Raw genomic sequence first — 18,273 nt, 5'->3', positions numbered from 1 at the left:
GCCGGACCGAACCGGTCTCGGTTTCTGACGTAAAATATGTGATAAGGACTTGAGATACTTAATTGTTTTCTTAACACTAAGGGTGATGGGTTGAATTCGGGCGTAACACCCCGATTTTTACACCAGATTAAAATAACATTGGAGGTGGCTTTATGGCCCAATTTGATCAAGTAACGTCGACCCGCACTGAGTCAGCGTTGTCGACCAACAAGGTATTACGTAATACCTATATGCTGTTGTCTATGACACTGGTGTTCAGTGCCTTCGCGGCTGTTGTGTCCATGGCGCTGAATCTGCCACAGGGCGCTTCGCTGATCATGAGTCTCGCGGCAATCGGTATCGTCTGGTTTGTGCTGCCACGAACCTATAACTCCAGCATGGGCATTGTCTGGACCTTTGTGTTTGCTGGCCTGTTGGGTGCCGGCCTTGGCCCGATGCTGAACTTCTACCTGTCGTTGCCAGCAGGACCTTCAATGGTCGCTCAGGCACTGGGTGGTACTGCTGTGGTCACCTTTGGTCTGTCTTTTTATGCTCTGACAACTAAGAAGGACTTCAGCTTCCTCGGTGGCTTCCTGATGGTCGGTTTGATCGTCCTGTTGGTTGCAATGGTCGCAAGCTGGTTCCTGCCGATTCCAGGTTTGCAAATCGCCATTTCTGCCGGCGTTGTTCTGTTGATGTCACTGATGATTTTGTTCGATACCAGCCGCATTATTAATGGCGGTGAGACCAACTACATCCGTGCAACCGTTTCGTTGTACCTCGACATCTATAACCTGTTCGTACACCTGCTGCATCTGGTGTATGTCCTGACCGGTAATGACTGATTATTCAGTCTCAACCTAGTGATAAGAAAGCCGCATCTCGCGGCTTTTTTTGTATCTGAAAACTGAAAACCATTACAATGCCATTTCTGCCTGACTGACAACCCAACGATGAAATTTCAGATTAACGTTTATGGCGCACCGTGGACGGGGAACTCCGCAAGAAGTGCTCAACAATTCATTCAACACAGCCTTGATAGCGGACATGACATCGCGCGCGTGTTCTTCTTCTTTGACGGTGTTTATCACGGCTTAAACACGCAATCTCCCGCGTCCGATGAGTTTGACTTACTGTCTCAATGGCAGGCGCTTTCTGATCGCGGTGTTGAACTGTTGCTTTGCATCGCAGCCTCCGCTAATCGGGGCCTGCTCGATGATGCTGAAGCTAAACGCTACGATAAATCAGCCATTACTGTCGCCCGGGGGTTTTCCCTGACGGGCTTAGGCCAGTGGGCCAGTGGCTTTCATGACGCCGACCGTTTGATAACCTTTAAGTAGCCTATGTCATTTCAACTTATTATCATCAAATCAGCCCCTTATGCCGGTCGTCAGAGTCACGAAATCTTAGAAGCGGTCATGAGCCTTGCTCTGTTTGATATCGAACACCGGATCGTTTTTTTTGAGCAGGGCCTGGGGTGGTTGTTACCGAATCAGCAACCGGTCGGGCAAAAATCACTGGAAAAACAACTGGCCGCACTGCCGATGTATGGCAGCGAGTCTCTGCACTATTGTCAGGAGCACGCTGAGTCGGTACTAAACGACCTTGCCATCAATGATCAGGTTTCCCCCATAACGTCTGCCGCTTTGGCTCAGTGGATACAAGACGCGGCTCATGTGGAGGTGTTCTGATGATCTTAACGCTGACTAACGCACCAACCGTACTTGAGCATGAACTCTTTCAGCAATTATTAACGCCGGAAGACATTCTTATGGTGACAGACCGAGCTTTGATGCTCAGCATTCGTCAAAACCCCTACCCGGCCAAAGGCTATCTCCTGCTCGAGGACAGCCATAGTCTGGGGGGCGCGCAGCACGACGACTGGCAAACGTTGAGCACCAACGATTGGGTTTCACTAGTGACTGAACACGACAAACAGATAACCTGGTAAATGACAGCATGGCATACGAACGCGATCATTTAGGATTTTTACAGGACGCCCGGCAATGGGATATGCAATGGGTTCATCAATCGGCGGAAGCGCTCAATCTTGAGATCACTGACATTGATGAACAAATCATTCAGGCCCTGCGCGATTTTTATTTTGAATATGATCTTTCCCCGGCTATGCGCCCATTGGTTAAGCACATTAAACAAACAGTAGGCCCCGACCAGGGGAATTCAATCTGGCTTATGCAACGTTATGGCGAAAGTCCCGCCAGAACGCTGGCTCTTTTGGCCGGCCTACCAAAACCGAAAAACTGCTTATGACTGAACAACTTTCATTGCCGGGCCTGATTCGAGCGTTGGGACGCGGAAAAAAAGGCAGTCGCAACCTGACCCGAGCCGAAGCTCACTATGCAATGTCATCGATTTTGGATGGCACCATGACACAAGCTCAACTCGGTGCCTTATTGATGTTGATGCGGGTTAAAGAAGAAACGCCGGAGGAAATTGCCGGCCTGGTGGATGCGTGCCACGATGCCCTGCCACACCCTGAAATGAACCGTGTGGATGTAAACTGGCCCGCCTATGCCGGTAAGAAAAAACAGCCGTCCTGGTATCTTCTCGCAGCTAGGCTGTTAGCCGATAATGGTATCCGGGTGTTATTGCATGGCGGTGGCGAACATACAGCGGGTCGACAATACGCGCGGCAAATTTGCCCACTCATAAACATTCAGGTGGTCGACACTCTTGATTCGGCCGCCGATGTTGTCAATCAGCAAGGTATCGCGTATATCGCCGTCAAGGATGTACTGCCGGTGATGTCCGATCTGATTGATATGAAAGCTGAGCTCGGACTTCGGTCTCCGGTCAACACGCTGGTACGTCATTTGAATCCTTTGAATGCCCGCCTGACTCTTCAAGGCATGTTCCACCCCCCTTACATGGCCATTCATCACGAAGCCGCCATCCTTCTCGGTCAACAACAGAATATCGTTATGAAAGGAGACGGCGGAGAGTTTGAAGTACGTCCGGACAGCGACACGCGAATCGCCGTTTCCGATCAATCAGAGCCCATGACGCTGCCACCTGTCTTCAATCAGCGAGCTGTGCGCCCCGATCAGGTTCAGGCCGAGCCATTAACCGAACTCTGGAACGAGACTGAGCATAACAGCTACGGAGAAGCGGCCGTCTGCCAGACGGCAGCGCTAGTATTGTCACAGCTGGAAGGCTTGCCAATCGAAACCGCAAAGCAGCAGACATTGAACTGGTGGCAGAACCGAGGCGCACTCTGATCAGGGTTGGTACCAGTTCAGCTTAGCGTGCAGACTGACAACCTCTCCAACAATGGTTAATGTGGGTGCCTGTGGTTTTTCCCGATCCACAATGTCTGGCATGGTTGCCAGCGTTCCCACCCATACGTGCTGTTCAGGCGTTGTCCCCTTCTGTATCAGTGCGATCGGTGTTTCCGGATGGCGACCATGTACGATCAGCTGCTCACATATCTGACGGATGCCGGTCAGGCCCATATAAAAAACCAGTGTTTGTGCTGTTGAAACCAGATCTTCCCAGGGTAAGTTCGTCGTACCATCTTTGAGATGTCCGGTCACAAAGCGCACCGATTGAGCGTAATCCCGGTGAGTTAAAGGAATGCCCGAGTACGCAGCGCACCCGGAAGCGGCGGTAATGCCGGGCACCACCTGAAAAGGAATCTGATGCTCGGCTAACAGGTCGATTTCTTCGCCACCCCGGCCGAAGATGAATGGATCGCCTCCTTTCAAACGCAACACCCGCTTACCTTCTTTCGCGAGGCTGGCCAGACGTTCATTGATCGCGTCTTGAGGTAAGGTGTGGGCAGAACGCCGCTTGCCGACATAAATTCGGTCAGCATCGCGACGAACAAGGTCCATAATGGCGTCAGAGACGAGTGCATCGTATACCACCACATCGGCTTGCTGCATCAGACGAAGCGCTTTAAAGGTTAACAGATCCGGATCACCCGGTCCTGCGCCGACCAGATAGACCTCGCCCTGCACTCTCAATTGAGGATCATCCAATGTCTTCTGCAGGCTGCGTTCAGCTTCATCGAGCCGGCCGGCATATACGTGTTCTGCCGTGACGCCATTCAACACCTTTTCCCAGAAACGCAACCGATCCGATGACGACGTAATCACCTGTTTTACTTTTTCGCGATAGGCGGACGCCAACCTTGCCAAATGTCCAAAACTTGCAGGGATCGTGCTTTCGAGTTTTGCACGTACTGTACGGGCCAGTACCGGCGCACGACCGCTCGAAGTAATACCAATAATGAGGGGGTTTCGGTCAACAATTGACGGGAAAATCACATTACAAAGATCCGGACTGTCCACCACATTGACCAGCATACCGCGAGCTTTCGCAGCATCGCTGACTTCCTGATTGAGCGCGGTGTTATCGGTTGCACAGATGACCAGCGCATGACCGTCGAGATCCGTCTCCCGGTACTCTCGATACTCACACTGACAACTGGGACGCCTGCTAATGTCTTCCCGAATTTCAGGGGCAACTACGCGGACGTTAGCGCCGCTGCGTTCAATTAGGGTGATTTTCCGCAGCGCGATGGTGCCACCACCAACAACCAATACGGACTCACCGTTAAACTTGTGAAATAAAGGAAAGTAATCCACGGTTTGGCTCCATGTCCGGCAGTCAGAAACAAAAAAGCCCCGTTATGGGGCTTTGATGCTAGGGGTTCAGGCAAAAGGAATGAAATCGACCCCACCCATATAGGGTTGCAGCACGGCCGGTACGTTCAGTCCGGTATCGGTCTGGTAGTTTTCAAGAATGGCCACCAATGTTCGACCGACCGCCAAACCAGAACCATTCAACGTATGTACCAGTTCCGGCTTGCCGGTTTCCGGGTTTCTATACCGGGCTTGCATCCGACGGGCTTGATAATCTGTCATGTTGGAACAAGACGAGATCTCCCGGTAAGTGTCCTGCGCAGGTAACCAGACTTCTAAATCGTACGTTTTAGCCGCACTGACACCCAGATCTCCACCACACAAGATCACTTTACGGTACGGAAGTTCCAGTGCCTGCAATACCGCTTCGGCATGGCCCGTCAGCTCTTCAAGCGCCTCAAAGGAACGTGACGGCTCCACGATCTGTACCAGTTCAACTTTTTCAAACTGGTGCTGGCGAATCATGCCACGGACATCACGACCGTAAGAGCCAGCTTCAGAACGGAAACACGGCGTATGCGCAGCCAGGCGTACTGGCAGATCAGCGACATCAAGAATTTCGCCACGAACGATGTTCGTCAGCGGAACTTCAGCCGTAGGTATCAGGTAGTATTCCTGGTCAGCATCCAGTTTAAACAGATCTTCACCGAATTTTGGCAGTTGACCGGTACCGTACAAAGAATCGCGATTAACCATGAACGGGACGGCGGTTTCCAGATACCCATGCTCATTGGTTTGAAGGTCCAGCATGTACTGAGTCAGCGCCCGGTGTAAGCGAGCCACCTTTCCTTGCATTACCGCAAACCGGCTGCCCGTCAACTTGGCTGCGGTTTCGAAATCCAGCCCGTTCAGGGCGGCACCCACATCGACATGATCTTTGATGTCAAACGCAAAGCTCGGCGGGGTTCCCCAACGGGCCACCTCCACGTTGTCATCCTCATCCTTGCCTTCCGGTACACTCGCGTCAGGCGTATTGGGGATGGAATACATCAAGTCGTCCAGCTGATCCTGAACCTTTTTAAGTTCGTGTTCTTTCTCATCCAGCGAGGCTGCAATTTTGTCCAGAGTTTCCTGGACCTTGGCTTTTGCCTCGTCCGGCGTCATACCTTCACGAACATATTGACCAATGGCTTTTGATGCCTTTTTACGCTCAGCCTGAAGCTCTTCGGTCTCTACCTGTAAGGACTTACGACTGGACTCCAGAGACTGAAAGGCCGATACATTCAGGTCGAAGCCTTTAACTTTCAGTGTCTTTGCGATGGAGTCGATGTCTTGTCTCAGCTGCTTGATATCCAGCATAGGGATTCAGTCCTTACGTTTTCAAAAAATAAATCTGCCTGTCGCGTAGCCGGCCGTGACTGCCACAAGGCAGATCAATACGGAAGCTAGCGCATAGGTCAGAGCGATAGATATAAAATGTTGTTGGAACAGTGACAGCAATTCCAGGGAAAAGCTGGAAAAGGTCGTAAAGGCACCCAAAAACCCAACCAGAATAAAACTCCGCAGACTTCCGGGTACCTGTGGGTATTTTATGGTGAACAGCACAAAAGCCAAGCCCATAATGAAGCTTCCGAGCACATTCACAGCAAAGGTTCCCCATGGGAATGCGCTACCGTGTAGACGATTCAGCCAGCTCACAACGCCGAAACGGGCCATCGCCCCTAAAGATCCGCCAAAGCCGATGACGGCCCAGTGCCACAATGACATCTGCATCATGATTCATCCTCCTGATTCTGCGCCTGTTCGTCCAACTGCTTTAAAAAGTCGAGTTTTTGCCGGATTTTCTGTTCCAAACCACGGTCCACCGGATCATAGAATCGTTGTCCCTGCATGTGATCAGGCAAGTAAACTTCACCTGCGGCATAAGCGTGTGGCTCATCGTGGGCGTAGCGATAGTCACGTCCATAGTCGAGGTCTTTCATCAGCGACGTCGGCGCATTGCGCAGGTGCAGTGGCACCTCGGCACTGTGAGACGACCGAACTGCGCTCATCATGGCATTGAAGGCGGTGTAAACGGCATTTGATTTGGGTGCGCTGGCCAGATAAACCGCGGCCTGTGCCAGCGAAAGTTCCCCTTCCGGAGATCCCAGCCGTTCCTGGCTGTCCCAGGCATTTAAAGCCAGGGTTAATGCTCTCGGGTCTGCATTACCGATATCTTCTGAGGCAATTCGCACCATTCTCCGGGCCAGATACAGTGGATCGATACCGCCATCGAGCATTCGACACAACCAGTACAACGCGCCATCGGGTGAAGATCCGCGAACACTTTTATGAAAGGCCGAAATCTGGTCGTAGAAATTCTCACCGCCCTTATCGAAGCGTCGCGGCTGATGGCTGAGTAGTTCGCGGATATCATCCAGGGTGATGACAGCCTCGGAGGTGAAAAAATCGATCGCAATTTCGAGAAAATTAAGAAAGCGACGCGCGTCACCGTCCGCAAACTGGATCAACCCGTCTAAGGCGTCATTTTCGATGGCTAACTTTGCTATGCGCTCGTCCAGAGACCTCGCCCGTTGCCACAGTTGCCGGAAGTCGTCGTCAGTAAACGACTTTAAGACGTAAACACGGGCCCGTGACAATAGGGCTGAATTGAGTTCAAAGCTCGGGTTCTCCGTGGTTGCGCCAATAAAAATAAAGGTACCATTTTCGACATAAGGCAAAAAGGCATCCTGCTGGGCTTTATTGAAGCGATGCACCTCGTCGACAAACAGAACGGTCACCTCGCCATAAGCCTGAGCTTGCTTGGCTTTTTCAGCCACCAGTTTGATGTCCTTTACACCAGCCTGAACGGCTGAGAGCACTTCGAACCGAGCCTCGACGGTATTGGAGATCACGTTCGCCAAAGTGGTTTTACCCACGCCCGGTGGACCCCAGAAAATCATCGAATGAAGATTTCTGTTTTCCAGCGTTTGTCGCAGCGGTTTACCTGGACCCAGAATGTGCTGTTGTCCGATGTAATCGGTAAGCGTCTGAGGTCTGAGCACCTCAGCCAGTGGTTGGTAGGCATGCCCCTGATCAAACAGGTCCGTCATCACATCTGCTCGAAAATGTCGGTACCGTCAGGCGGGGTAAATACAAAAAGATCATCCGCCAGCGGTGAGTTCACGTCCACATTACTGAACGTGACCTGAGTTTCCTGCCCTAGAGAATCAAGAATTCGCAATTGATTGATATGACCGGCCGGGTCAAAGCGCATCAACAGTTCATCGAAAATGGCGTCGTCTGAGCTTGGCGTTAAGCGATATGCAACGCCATCTTCCAACGCTACCTTAATCACGCCATAGTCATCGGTCAGCGTTTGCCGCGGTTGCGTCAGAATCATCGCCGGAGACTGACTTAAGTTTTGATTCAGTGACTGATAAGTAGCCTGTTCCAAGTCTGGATCATATACCCAGAGCAGTTCCCCATCCGCAATGACACGCTGCTCAAACGGTTCCTGAACATGCCAATGGAAACGGTTAGGCTTGCTGAGCTGAAACGTACCCGATGAAACATCAGCCCGTGGTGAGGTTTCCTGATACGTTCTCTGTTCAAAATCGGCCGATAAGGTTTCCAGGGCTTCAAGCTGCTCGATAAGAGCAGCCCGAGCCTGATCATCAGCATAGGACGCCGCCATGACCATGAAACTGATAGCAAAAACCGATATTTTTTTTCCAATCATTCTGAGAAATCCTTTACATGGATGGAGGTGGTGGTGCGAGCACTTCTCGGGCGCCGTTGTGACCGGGCGGACTTACCACGCCCGCCGCTTCCATCGCCTCAACCAGACGAGCCGCCCGATTGTAGCCAATTCGCAGTTTTCGTTGCACGGATGAAATCGAGGCTTTACGTGAGGTTGTCACGAACTCAACAGCCTGATCAAACAACGCATCGGCTTCAGGATCGTCATTGTCAGACTCAAAGCCGGGAATACCCGGCACATCAGCGTCGCCACCACTGGTAATTTCTTCAATAAACTCAGGTTCGCCGCGCTTTTTCCAATCCGCAACAATGGCGTGAACCTCATCGTCATCCACAAACGCTCCGTGAACCCGAATCGGAAGACTCGTACCAGGCGGCATATAGAGCATATCCCCGTGACCTAACAGTTGCTCTGCTCCACCCTGATCCAGGATTGTTCGGGAGTCGACTTTTGATGAGACCTGAAATGCGATCCGTGTCGGGATGTTGGCTTTGATCAGTCCGGTAATAACATCGACAGACGGCCGTTGAGTTGCCAAAATCAAGTGGATACCCGCAGCACGTGCCTTCTGCGCGATTCGGGCGATTAACTCTTCCACCTTTTTACCGACAATCATCATCATGTCGGCAAATTCGTCGATCACGACCACGATGTACGGCAATGGTTCCAGAACCGGGGCTGGCTCGCTCGGATCAAGTGCCTGAGTCGGGTCGTACAGTGGATCAAGTATGGGCTCGCCATTCTTGATCGCCTCGGAAACCTTCTTGTTAAAACCACCGATGTTGCGGACCCCAACAGAAGCCAACAGCTTGTAGCGCCGTTCCATTTCTGCAACGCACCAGCGTAGGCCGCCTGCCGCTTCCTTCATGTCGGTAATCACCGGTGTCAGCAGATGCGGAATGCCTTCATAGACGGACAACTCAAGCATTTTCGGATCGACCAGAATCAACCGTACTTCTTCGGGGGTTGCCTTAAACAACAGGCTGCACAGCATGGAGTTCACACCAACCGACTTACCGGAGCCTGTGGTCCCCGCAACCAGCAAATGTGGCATTTTGCCCAGGTCGGCGACCACCGGGGCACCGGAAATGTCATGTCCAAGTCCCAGTGACAAGACGCTTTTTGATTTGTCATACACCTGAGACCCCAGCACATCGCTGAGCCGGACAATGGCACGCTTCTCGTTGGGAATCTCGATACCAACCGTGGTTTTTCCCGGGATGATTTCAACCACACGAACGCTGACAAGCGCCATGGACCGAGCCAGATCTTTGGCCAGATTGGAAATTTTGGAAACTTTCACGCCCGCAGCAGGCTGAATTTCAAACCGGGTAATGACAGGCCCGGGCGCCACTTCGGTTACTTCCGCCTGAACACCAAAGTCTTTCAGTTTGATTTCCAACAACCGAGACATGGCTTCTAATGCTTCAGCCGTAAATCCGCCCGCTTCGTCACCGTCCGACGGTGTCAGCAGTCCCAGCTCAGGCAATGAACCACTGACAGGCGTATCATCGAACAGCGATTTCTGCTTCTCTTTGGCGACACGATCACTGGGCTCGCTGGCTTTCTTCTTCAACGGTTTAATTTGAGGCGGCTTGCGCTTGGACTGTTTTTCAATCTGAATTTCCAGATTCTGTTTGCGCTGTTCAACGACTTTTCGTACTTCGGCTTTTTCAGATGCCGCTTTTTGACGTCGCAGCCAACGATCGCGCAACGCTCCAGCCTGTCGGAACACCCAAGCACCGATACCATCGACGACCTTTAACCAAGAAATGTGTGCGGCGAGCGTCAGTGAGAGGAACCAAATCAGAATCAGAATGGCGGTGCTGCCGGTCAGGCCGAAAATCGGAAAGAACCATTCAGACACACCGATCCCAAGATAACCGCCTGCGGTACCCAGATGATCACTGGCGATGTGAACGGTTGCCAAGGCGCAGCCAACAATCAGAAACATCAACCAGCCAACCGTCCGCATAGCCGTAATCAGCGGGTTCCACGGTTGTGACTTTTTCCGTTCCCGAAACACGACCCAGGCCCGATAAAACGCGATCATAGGCAGCGCAAAGGCGAAAATACCGATCATGCTGATTAAAAATGAGGCTAACCAGGCACCGGCAGTCCCGGCCAGGTTTGTCACCTGAGCGGAACTTGATTCGGCATAAGCCCAACCCGGGTCTTTTGGGTTATAGGACAGCAAAGCCAGGCTTAAGAACAGACCAATCGCGAGCGATGAGATCCAGATCGCCTCATGAACAAAGCGCGATTTGACCTCGGTAAACCGATCGTCCTGTTGATATGCCTTCAAACGTTCAGCCAAAAAGCCCCCTTTACTGGTTTGCAGTCCTGAAAATAGTGCATAAGATAACACAGATTGATGGCCAACTTATTGAATTAGTGACACTTTTTATGCCACAACTGACCTTGCTGAAAGCTGAACAACCACCCTCTTTTCCGCCGACATCCATGGCGCTGGAAGAACCGGAAGGCCTGTTGGCGATCGGTGGTCAGCTGACGGAAGAATGGCTGTTAAACGCCTATCAAAGAGGGATCTTCCCTTGGTTCAGCCAAGGCGACCCCATCATGTGGTGGTCTCCGGCGCCGCGCATGGTACTCATTCCCGGGCAGGCCCACATCAGTCGCAGTCTGAAAAAGCATTTTCGCCGCCAAACTGCACTGACTGTTCGCGCCAACACGGCGTTCGAACGCGTTATCGGATTTTGTGCCGATGAATCCCTTCGTCAGGAAGGCACCTGGATCACATCAGATATGCAGTCGGCTTACAATGATCTGCACTACTCCGGTTGGGCGCATTCCGTTGAAGTCTACGATCATGATCAGCTGATTGGCGGTCTTTATGGAATAGGGATTGGTTCGGTTTTCTATGGCGAGAGCATGTTCTCGTTGCGCAGCAATGCTTCCAAATATGCCTTCATCGCACTGAGTGCATGGGCTGCTGAGAATGATCTGAACCTGATCGATTGTCAGCTTTACAATCCTTACCTCGCCTCGCTCGGTGGAGAGTTGATCGGACGAGACGACTTTGAATCGTACCTTCCCCATCAGAAAAACCGTCTATGCTTAGGGAACGGACAAGATCTGACACTGAGTCTGCAGCAAGCGATGGGTCAATAAAGCATGAGCAATTCTGAGTCATTAAGGACGACCACCATAAAACTGTTCAGAACCGGGGACCATGATTGCAGTTATCTGCCCGATCGACAGTCCAGAACGCTGTTCCTGGACCCTGAACTGAACTACGACACCCGACTCTATGAAGAGCTAACACAATCCGGTTTCCGGCGCAGTGGCCGACACCTGTATCGCCCTGACTGCCGCGGTTGCCAATCCTGCATTTCTGCCCGAATTCCGGTTAACGATTTCAAGATGACCCGCCGCTTTCGGCGGGTTCTGAAAAAAACCGATCATCTGCGTTTAGAAATCGCTCCCGCGACTTTTCGCGACGAAGACTATGCGCTGTTTGAGCGTTATATCAATGAACGACATTCAGACGGCGATATGTATCCGGCATCCAAAATCAGCTATCAGGACTTTCTGGCTACGGAGACTCCTTTTTCATGGCACCTACGGTACTTTGACCAGGACCGTTTAATTGCTGTAGCGGTAACGGATCAACTCCACAGTGGATTGTCAGCTATCTATACGTTTTTTGAACCCGACATCGATTACCTGTCCCCAGGTGTGTTTTCAATTTTGCGTCAACTTGAGCTTTGCGAACAACGAAATCTGCCTTACCTTTATTTGGGATACTGGGTACCCGGGTGTCAAAAAATGCAGTACAAAACCGATTATCGCCCTATCGAGTTACTGGTAGATGGTCGTTGGCAACGATTGGTTACCCGCGACTAACTTGAAAGACGAAGCCTGCAAAATTTCACATTTCTTTGCCAATTGGCTTTTTTTCAGGCAGAATGCGCGCCGATTAATTCCCTCAAAGGTTTGTAAAGGTCTCTATGGCGAAAGAAGATGTAATTGAAATGGAAGGCGAAATTCTCGACACCCTTCCAAACACTATGTTCCGGGTAAAACTGGAAAATGGGCACGTTATCACGGCACACATCTCCGGAAAAATGCGAAAAAACTACATTCGTATTCTTACCGGCGACAAAGTTAAGGTTGAGCTCACTCCCTATGACTTGACGAAAGGCCGCATCGTTTACCGCGCTCGTTAATTACAGTCTTCAAGTCATAAAAAAAGGCACCCTAGGGTGCCTTTTTTATGTCTGGGTGTACCACTTTGATTGGATGTGATCAGGCTTCCGCCATCTCATTCAGAATCTGAATATCCAGTTCATCATCGACCACGGTCACTTCGGCAGTACCGCCGTCAGCCAATGCACCAAACAGGATCAGATCGGCCAGAGGTCGCTTGATGCGTTCCTGAATCAGTCGTGCCATCGGGCGAGCCCCCATGTTGCGGTCGTAGCCTTGTTCAGCTAACCACTCACGTGCCGCCTGATCAACTTCCAGGTGCACACGCTTGTCATCCAACTGTGCCTGAAGCTCGACAAGGAACTTATCAACGACATTAAGCACAACTTCAGCTGGCAACGCTGAGAACTGCACAATACCATCCAATCGGTTCCTGAACTCTGGCGTAAAGGTCTTCTTAATGGCTTCGACCCCGTCGGTACTGTGATCCTGTGTAGTAAAGCCGACTGAACGACGACTCATCTCCTGAGCACCGGCATTACTGGTGAGAATCAGGATGACATTCCGGAAATCGGTTTTCCGGCCATTATTGTCAGTCAGGGTGCCGTGATCCATCACCTGAAGTAACAGGTTAAAGACATCCGGGTGGGCTTTCTCAATTTCGTCCAGCAACAGGACACAATGCGGGTGACGGTTTACGCCGTCCGTCAACAAACCACCCTGATCGAATCCAACGTAGCCTGGAGGTGCACCGATCAGCCGTGAGGCTGTGTGGCGCTCCATATACTCGGACATGTCAAAACGTAACAGTTCAACGCCCAGCGATTCAGCAAGCTGCTTCGTCACCTCGGTTTTACCGACGCCTGTTGGACCGGCAAACAAGAACGATCCAATCGGTTTATCAGCTGACTTCAGGCCTGCGCGCGCCAATTTGATAGCCGAAGCGATGTTTTCGATGGCCTCGTCTTGACCAAACACCGTCATCTTCAGGTTGCGTTCAAGATTTGCAAGCAACTCTTTGTCGTTTTTATTGACAGATTTCGCAGGCACCCGCGCAATGGCCGCCACTACTTTTTCAACGTCATTGACGCCAATCGATTTCTTACGTTTGCTTTCCGACTTCAATCGTTCAGCCGCGCCAGCTTCGTCAATCACATCGATGGCTTTGTCAGGCAAATGCCGATCGGTAATGTATCGATCCGACAGCTCAGCGGCCGCCCGCAAGGCTTTGTCGGTATATTTCAGATGATGGTGTTCTTCGAAGCGCGACTTGAGTCCCTTCAGGATTTTATAGGTCTCATCCACAGACGGCTCATTGACATCAATCTTCTGGAATCGACGGGTTAATGCCGAATCTTTTTCAAAAATGCCGCGGAACTCTTGGAACGTTGTTGACCCAATACAGCGCAATTCGCCAGAACTGAGCATTGGTTTGAGCAGATTTGAGGCATCCATGACACCACCAGATGCTGCACCGGCACCGATGATGGTATGAATCTCATCAATAAACAAAATGGATTTGTCTCGCTTTTTAAGCTCAGCCAGCAGCGCTTTCAGCCGCTTTTCAAAATCACCACGGTATTTTGTACCCGCCAGCAACGCGCCCAGGTCTAAGGAGAACACCTGTGCGCCCAACATGATTTCGGGGACCTTGCCGTCAATGATCCGCTTAGCCAGACCTTCGGCAATGGCCGTCTTACCCACCCCGGTTTCGCCAACCAGCAACGGATTGTTCTTACGACGTCGAGACAAGATCTGAACAACACGGTCAACTTCGTAATCCCGACCTACTAACGGATCAATACGCCCGTTGGCGGCGGCTTCATTCAGATTGGTTGCAAAGCTTTCTAACGGATTAGATCCGCTGCTTTCAGCTCCGCCCTCTTCCTGACTCTGCTCAGAATGAAAGTCCTGATGCTCTGCATCGTCGGATTGCACCTTTGAAATACCATGAGCGATGAAATTAACGACATCGATGCGAGAAATACTTTGCTGTTTAAGGAAGTAAACCGCTTGGCTTTCCTGCTCAGAGAAAATCGCAACCAGGACGTTAGCCCCGGTTACTTCTTTTTTACCCGAAGACTGAACGTGGAAAACCGCGCGTTGCAGAACCCGCTGAAAGCCCAGCGTTGGCTGTGTTTCACGGTCTTCATCGTCGACCGGAATCAGCGGAGTTGTGGAATCAATAAACTCAATCAGATCTCGGCGCAGCTGTGGTATGTCCGCCGCGCACGCACTCAGGACATCGGCCGCCGCGTGATTGTCCAGCAACGCCAGCAACAGATGCTCAACAGTCATAAACTCATGCCGTTTAGCCCGTGCTTCCTTAAACGCACTGTTCAGGGTTAACTCTAAATCTTTGCTTAACATAATGTGTCACCCATCCTCAACGACTCTCGTCGTCCAACTCTTCAACCTCGCACAGCAGCGGATGCTGGTTTTCACGCGAATAATCATTAACGAGTGCTGCTTTGGTTTCGGCAATATCTTTAGTATAGACGCCGCAGACACCTTTGCCTTGTGTGTGTACGGCTAACATAACCTGAGTGGCTTTTTCGCGGTTCATCGCGAAGAACTGCTCAAGTATGTGTACCACAAACTCCATCGGAGTGTAGTCATCGTTCAGTAAAACCACGCGATAGAGCGACGGACGCTTCAGTTCTGGGTCCGCCGTCTGAAATGCTACATCGCCCTCACCCTCACGTGACGATTGATCGTCATCACCCATTCTCGGTTCAAAATTCGGGCCAGCTTTTACAATCATAGACACAGATTTCATTAGATAAATTCAGGTGTATTATCGATGACTTGCCCGGATAATGCGACTTACGCCGGGGGAAATCCTCTTTTTTAGAGCTGATCTACAAATCAAACGTCAACTCGATCATAAGTCCTTAAATATGGGTTGACTTGCCACTTTCAACGGTATTCCATAACCCGACGTCGCGATTTACTAAAGATATGTACGCAGAACAGAGTCTTTTCGATCGCACGCAGTTGTTGACTTTACAGTCAGGAAGGGACTGAGTCAGCAGTGTTGGAGTAATAAACGGTCGTAAGGAGTCCGATATGCCAGTAGGGAAAGTTAAGTGGTTCAATAACGCCAAAGGGTTTGGATTCATCGTTTGCGATGATCACAAAGAAGACTTGTTTGCTCACTTTTCATCTATTCAGATGGAAGGCTACAAGACACTGAAAGCCGGTCAGGATGTGGAGTTTGAAACCGTCAAATCTGAACGAGGCATTCACGCCGTCAACATTCAGGTTGTCGATGTCACGCAACCGGTCACCCAAGCAAAAACGGCCTCGTCTGCATTGCCCGAGACTTCCTGAGCATTCTTTCGATCCTCAGATGTAAAAAAGCCCAGTTGATACTGGGCTTTTTTGGTTAAAAGGCTTAAGAAGCTAAGGCAGAGCTATGGCTCTGCCTTTACAAGCCTGGCTTTACTTCACCAACTCCAGAGCGGCATTTAACGTTGCACTAGGACGCATAGCCGAAGACACGAGCGCCGTATCGGGGCGGTAATAGCCACCAATATTGACCGGACTGCCTTGAATGTCATTCAGCTCTTTTACGATCTGCTCTTCTTTGCCGTGCAGCTCTTTGACCAACACTTTGAAGCGTTCGGCCAGTGGCTTATCTTCATCCTGAGCGGCCAGTTCTTCGGCCCAGTACATGGCCAGATAGAAATGACTGCCTCGGTTATCAAGCTCGCCTGCTTTTCGTGATGGACTCTTGTTCTCTTCGAGGAACTTAGCGGTCGCTTTGTCCAGTGTCAGACCGAGGAGTTTCGCACGTTGGTTATCGAACGTTTTACCCAGGTGCTCGAAGGACACGGCCAGTGCCAAAAATTCACCCAGGGAATCCCAGCGCAGGTGATTCTCTTCGACAAACTGCTGCACATGTTTCGGTGCTGAGCCGCCCGCACCGGTCTCAAACAAACCACCGCCATTCATTAACGGCACAATTGACAGCATTTTGGCCGAAGTCCCTAGCTCCAGAATCGGGAACAGGTCTGTCAGGTAATCACGCAGTACGTTACCCGTGACGGAGATGGTGTTTTCACCATCTTTCAAGCGCTGTAACGTGTACCGCGTAGCTTCGACAGGTGCTTTGATCAGAATTTCCAGACCGTCAGTATCGTGCTCTTTCAGGTACTCGTTGACCTTATTGATCAATTGCGCATCGTGTGCACGGTTGGCATCCAGCCAGAAAACGGCCGGCCAGCCAGTATCACGCGCACGGTTCACAGCGAGTTTAACCCAATCACGAATCGGCGCGTCTTTCACCTGGCACATACGGAAGATGTCACCCTCTTCCACTTTCTGCTCCAGATACACGTCACCGGTTTCCGAAACAACCTTCACCGTACCGGCAGATGCCATTTCGAAGGTTTTATCGTGGGAGCCGTATTCTTCTGCTTTTTGAGCCATCAGACCAACGTTCGGACAGGTTCCCATAGTACGCGGATCAAAGGCACCATGTTCTTTACAGAAGTCGATCGTGGCTTCATAGACACCGGCATAGCAGCGGTCTGGAATCACCGCTTTGGCATCTTTAGGTTGACCATCAGGTCCCCACATCTGGCCCGAGGTGCGGATCATGGCTGGCATTGAAGCGTCGATGATTACGTCAGATGGGACATGCAGGTTGGTGATGCCCTTATCGGAGTTCACCATTGCCATCTCAGGTGATTCTTTGTACAAAGCCTCGATATCCGCTTTGATCTCGTCTTGCTTGTCTTGCGGCAACTGCTCCAGTTTGGAGTAAAGATCGCCAATACCGTTGTTAACGTCGACACCCAGTGGTTTTAGAACTTCCGCGTGTTTAGTAAGTACGGAATCATAAAAAACGGTTACCGCATGGCCGAAGATGATCGGATCACTGACTTTCATCATGGTGGCTTTCAAATGCAGTGAAAACAGTACATCTTTAGCTTTAGCATCGGCAATCTGTTCTGCAAGAAACGCTTGCAGCGCTTTCTTACTCATTACAGCTGAGTCGATAACTTCACCTGCCAGCAGCGGCGACAGTCCTTTCAACTCCTGAACCGCACCGTCTGCGGAATGGAACTCAATTTTAAACTGACCGTCTTCGGCTACCGTCGTAGACGTTTCGGAGCCGTAGAAATCGCCATCCGTCAGCGATGAAACGTGGGATTTGGAGTCTTTTGACCAGGCCCCCATGGAATGCGGGTTGTTACGGGCATATTGTTTTACCGCCGATGGTGCGCGGCGATCGGAGTTACCTTCACGGAGCACAGGGTTAACCGCACTGCCTTTAATTTTGTCATAACGCGCTTTTATCTCGCGCTCTTCGTCGTTTTTTGGCTCAGCGGGATAGTCCGGAAGCGCATAACCTTTGGCCTGCAGCTCCTTAATGGTTGCCACTAACTGCGGTACCGATGCACTGATGTTCGGCAACTTAATAATGTTGGCATCCGGCTGTTTCGCCATCTCGCCCAGTTCAGCCAGGGCATCTGAAATGCGTTGTTCTTCTGTCAAAAACTCAGGAAAATTGGCGATGACGCGACCCGATAGTGAAATATCGCGTGTTTCAATTTCAACCTCAGCCGCCTTGGCAAATGATTGAACGATGGGAAGAAGGGAATAAGTGGCCAGCGCTGGGGCCTCATCAGTTTCCGTATAGATAATCTTAGCTTTCTTATCAGTCATGATGTTTCCTAGTTAGAAGAGGAATTTGCAGACAACTCTCCCTGCCTGCATATCGGACGCAAATTTTCGGGCAGGAATGATACCAGCAGTTCAATTTAA

At 50.9% G+C, this 18,273-nt stretch carries 19 protein-coding genes; 10 read left to right on the top strand and 9 right to left on the bottom strand.

Features of this window, described 5'->3' with window-relative positions; all coding sequences use genetic code 11:
* Positions 1-152 precede the first annotated feature (152 nt).
* The 6 genes from MED297_RS06500 to MED297_RS06475 all read left to right on the top strand — a co-directional run bounded on the left by MED297_RS06500 (position 153) and on the right by MED297_RS06475 (position 3,218).
* Complete coding sequence (locus tag MED297_RS06500) at positions 153-824, top strand: Bax inhibitor-1/YccA family protein (RefSeq protein ID WP_008043397.1); 672 nt, start codon at positions 153-155, stop codon at positions 822-824.
* A gap of 108 nt (positions 825-932) precedes the next feature.
* Positions 933-1,319 carry a sulfurtransferase complex subunit TusD gene (gene tusD, locus MED297_RS06495; RefSeq protein WP_008043395.1) on the top strand — a complete coding sequence of 129 codons (387 nt, stop codon included), beginning with the start codon at positions 933-935 and terminating at the stop codon, positions 1,317-1,319.
* Positions 1,320-1,322: 3 nt separating this feature from the next.
* Positions 1,323-1,670 carry a DsrE family protein gene (locus MED297_RS21125; protein ID WP_008043393.1) on the top strand — a complete coding sequence of 116 codons (348 nt, stop codon included), beginning with the start codon at positions 1,323-1,325 and terminating at the stop codon, positions 1,668-1,670.
* Positions 1,670-1,930, top strand: coding sequence for a hypothetical protein (locus MED297_RS06485; protein ID WP_008043391.1), 261 nt, complete (start codon positions 1,670-1,672; stop codon positions 1,928-1,930). The genes MED297_RS21125 and MED297_RS06485 overlap by 1 nt, the downstream gene beginning before the upstream one ends.
* Positions 1,931-1,938: 8 nt before the next feature.
* Positions 1,939-2,250, top strand: coding sequence for a TusE/DsrC/DsvC family sulfur relay protein (locus MED297_RS06480; RefSeq protein WP_008043390.1), 312 nt, complete (start codon positions 1,939-1,941; stop codon positions 2,248-2,250).
* On the top strand, positions 2,247-3,218 hold the full coding sequence (locus MED297_RS06475; RefSeq protein ID WP_008043387.1) for a glycosyl transferase family protein: 972 nt from the start codon (positions 2,247-2,249) through the stop codon (positions 3,216-3,218). The genes MED297_RS06480 and MED297_RS06475 overlap by 4 nt, the downstream gene beginning before the upstream one ends.
* On the opposite strand, the gene cysG is transcribed toward MED297_RS06475, so the two are convergent.
* From cysG to MED297_RS06445, 6 genes are all read right to left on the bottom strand, one after another.
* Positions 3,219-4,589, bottom strand: a complete 1,371-nt coding sequence (gene cysG, locus MED297_RS06470) for a siroheme synthase CysG (RefSeq protein ID WP_008043386.1) — start codon at positions 4,587-4,589, stop codon at positions 3,219-3,221. It lies immediately after the preceding gene.
* 66 nt (positions 4,590-4,655) lie between these two features.
* Positions 4,656-5,945, bottom strand: a complete 1,290-nt coding sequence (gene serS, locus MED297_RS06465; RefSeq protein WP_008043384.1) for a serine--tRNA ligase — start codon at positions 5,943-5,945, stop codon at positions 4,656-4,658.
* A 21-nt stretch (positions 5,946-5,966) separates the two neighbouring features.
* A complete protein-coding gene (crcB, locus tag MED297_RS06460) occupies positions 5,967-6,362 on the bottom strand; it encodes a fluoride efflux transporter CrcB (protein WP_008043383.1) in 396 nt (131 codons plus the stop codon).
* Positions 6,359-7,678 carry a replication-associated recombination protein A gene (locus MED297_RS06455; RefSeq protein WP_008043381.1) on the bottom strand — a complete coding sequence of 440 codons (1,320 nt, stop codon included), beginning with the start codon at positions 7,676-7,678 and terminating at the stop codon, positions 6,359-6,361. Before MED297_RS06455 ends, crcB begins: the two co-directional genes overlap by 4 nt.
* Positions 7,678-8,307, bottom strand: a complete 630-nt coding sequence (lolA, locus tag MED297_RS06450) for an outer membrane lipoprotein periplasmic chaperone LolA (RefSeq protein ID WP_008043378.1) — start codon at positions 8,305-8,307, stop codon at positions 7,678-7,680. Before lolA ends, MED297_RS06455 begins: the two co-directional genes overlap by 1 nt.
* A 13-nt stretch (positions 8,308-8,320) precedes the next feature.
* Positions 8,321-10,645 carry a DNA translocase FtsK gene (locus MED297_RS06445; RefSeq protein ID WP_237613418.1) on the bottom strand — a complete coding sequence of 775 codons (2,325 nt, stop codon included), beginning with the start codon at positions 10,643-10,645 and terminating at the stop codon, positions 8,321-8,323.
* 89 nt (positions 10,646-10,734) lie between these two features.
* Between MED297_RS06445 and aat the strand changes: the two genes are divergently transcribed.
* From aat to infA, 3 genes are all read left to right on the top strand, one after another.
* Positions 10,735-11,460, top strand: a complete 726-nt coding sequence (gene aat / locus MED297_RS06440) for a leucyl/phenylalanyl-tRNA--protein transferase (RefSeq protein ID WP_008043373.1) — start codon at positions 10,735-10,737, stop codon at positions 11,458-11,460.
* A gap of 3 nt (positions 11,461-11,463) precedes the next feature.
* The gene (locus MED297_RS06435) at positions 11,464-12,195 is read left to right on the top strand and encodes an arginyltransferase (protein WP_008043371.1); all 732 of its coding nucleotides are present in this window, start codon (positions 11,464-11,466) and stop codon (positions 12,193-12,195) included.
* 104 nt (positions 12,196-12,299) lie between these two features.
* Positions 12,300-12,518, top strand: a complete 219-nt coding sequence (gene infA / locus MED297_RS06430; RefSeq protein ID WP_008043370.1) for a translation initiation factor IF-1 — start codon at positions 12,300-12,302, stop codon at positions 12,516-12,518.
* A gap of 79 nt (positions 12,519-12,597) precedes the next feature.
* Here the strand turns inward: infA and clpA are convergent, their stop codons facing one another.
* Complete coding sequence (gene clpA / locus MED297_RS06425; RefSeq protein WP_008043368.1) at positions 12,598-14,868, bottom strand: ATP-dependent Clp protease ATP-binding subunit ClpA; 2,271 nt, start codon at positions 14,866-14,868, stop codon at positions 12,598-12,600.
* 16 nt (positions 14,869-14,884) lie between these two features.
* The gene (clpS, locus tag MED297_RS06420) at positions 14,885-15,226 is read right to left on the bottom strand and encodes an ATP-dependent Clp protease adapter ClpS (RefSeq protein ID WP_008043367.1); all 342 of its coding nucleotides are present in this window, start codon (positions 15,224-15,226) and stop codon (positions 14,885-14,887) included.
* Positions 15,227-15,567: 341 nt separating this feature from the next.
* Between clpS and cspD the strand changes: the two genes are divergently transcribed.
* Positions 15,568-15,831 carry a cold shock domain-containing protein CspD gene (gene cspD, locus MED297_RS06415; RefSeq protein WP_008043366.1) on the top strand — a complete coding sequence of 88 codons (264 nt, stop codon included), beginning with the start codon at positions 15,568-15,570 and terminating at the stop codon, positions 15,829-15,831.
* 111 nt (positions 15,832-15,942) lie between these two features.
* Here the strand turns inward: cspD and MED297_RS06410 are convergent, their stop codons facing one another.
* Positions 15,943-18,174 (bottom strand): NADP-dependent isocitrate dehydrogenase, encoded by a 2,232-nt coding sequence (locus tag MED297_RS06410; protein ID WP_008043365.1) that lies wholly within the window; start codon positions 18,172-18,174, stop codon positions 15,943-15,945.
* Positions 18,175-18,273 lie beyond the last annotated feature (99 nt).

It is taken from the genome of Reinekea blandensis MED297 (assembly GCF_000153185.1).
Lineage (GTDB): Bacteria > Pseudomonadota > Gammaproteobacteria > Pseudomonadales > Natronospirillaceae > Reinekea > Reinekea blandensis.
The sequence above is the reverse complement of the archived record's forward strand: the minus strand, read 5'-3'. Positions and strand labels throughout refer to the sequence as shown.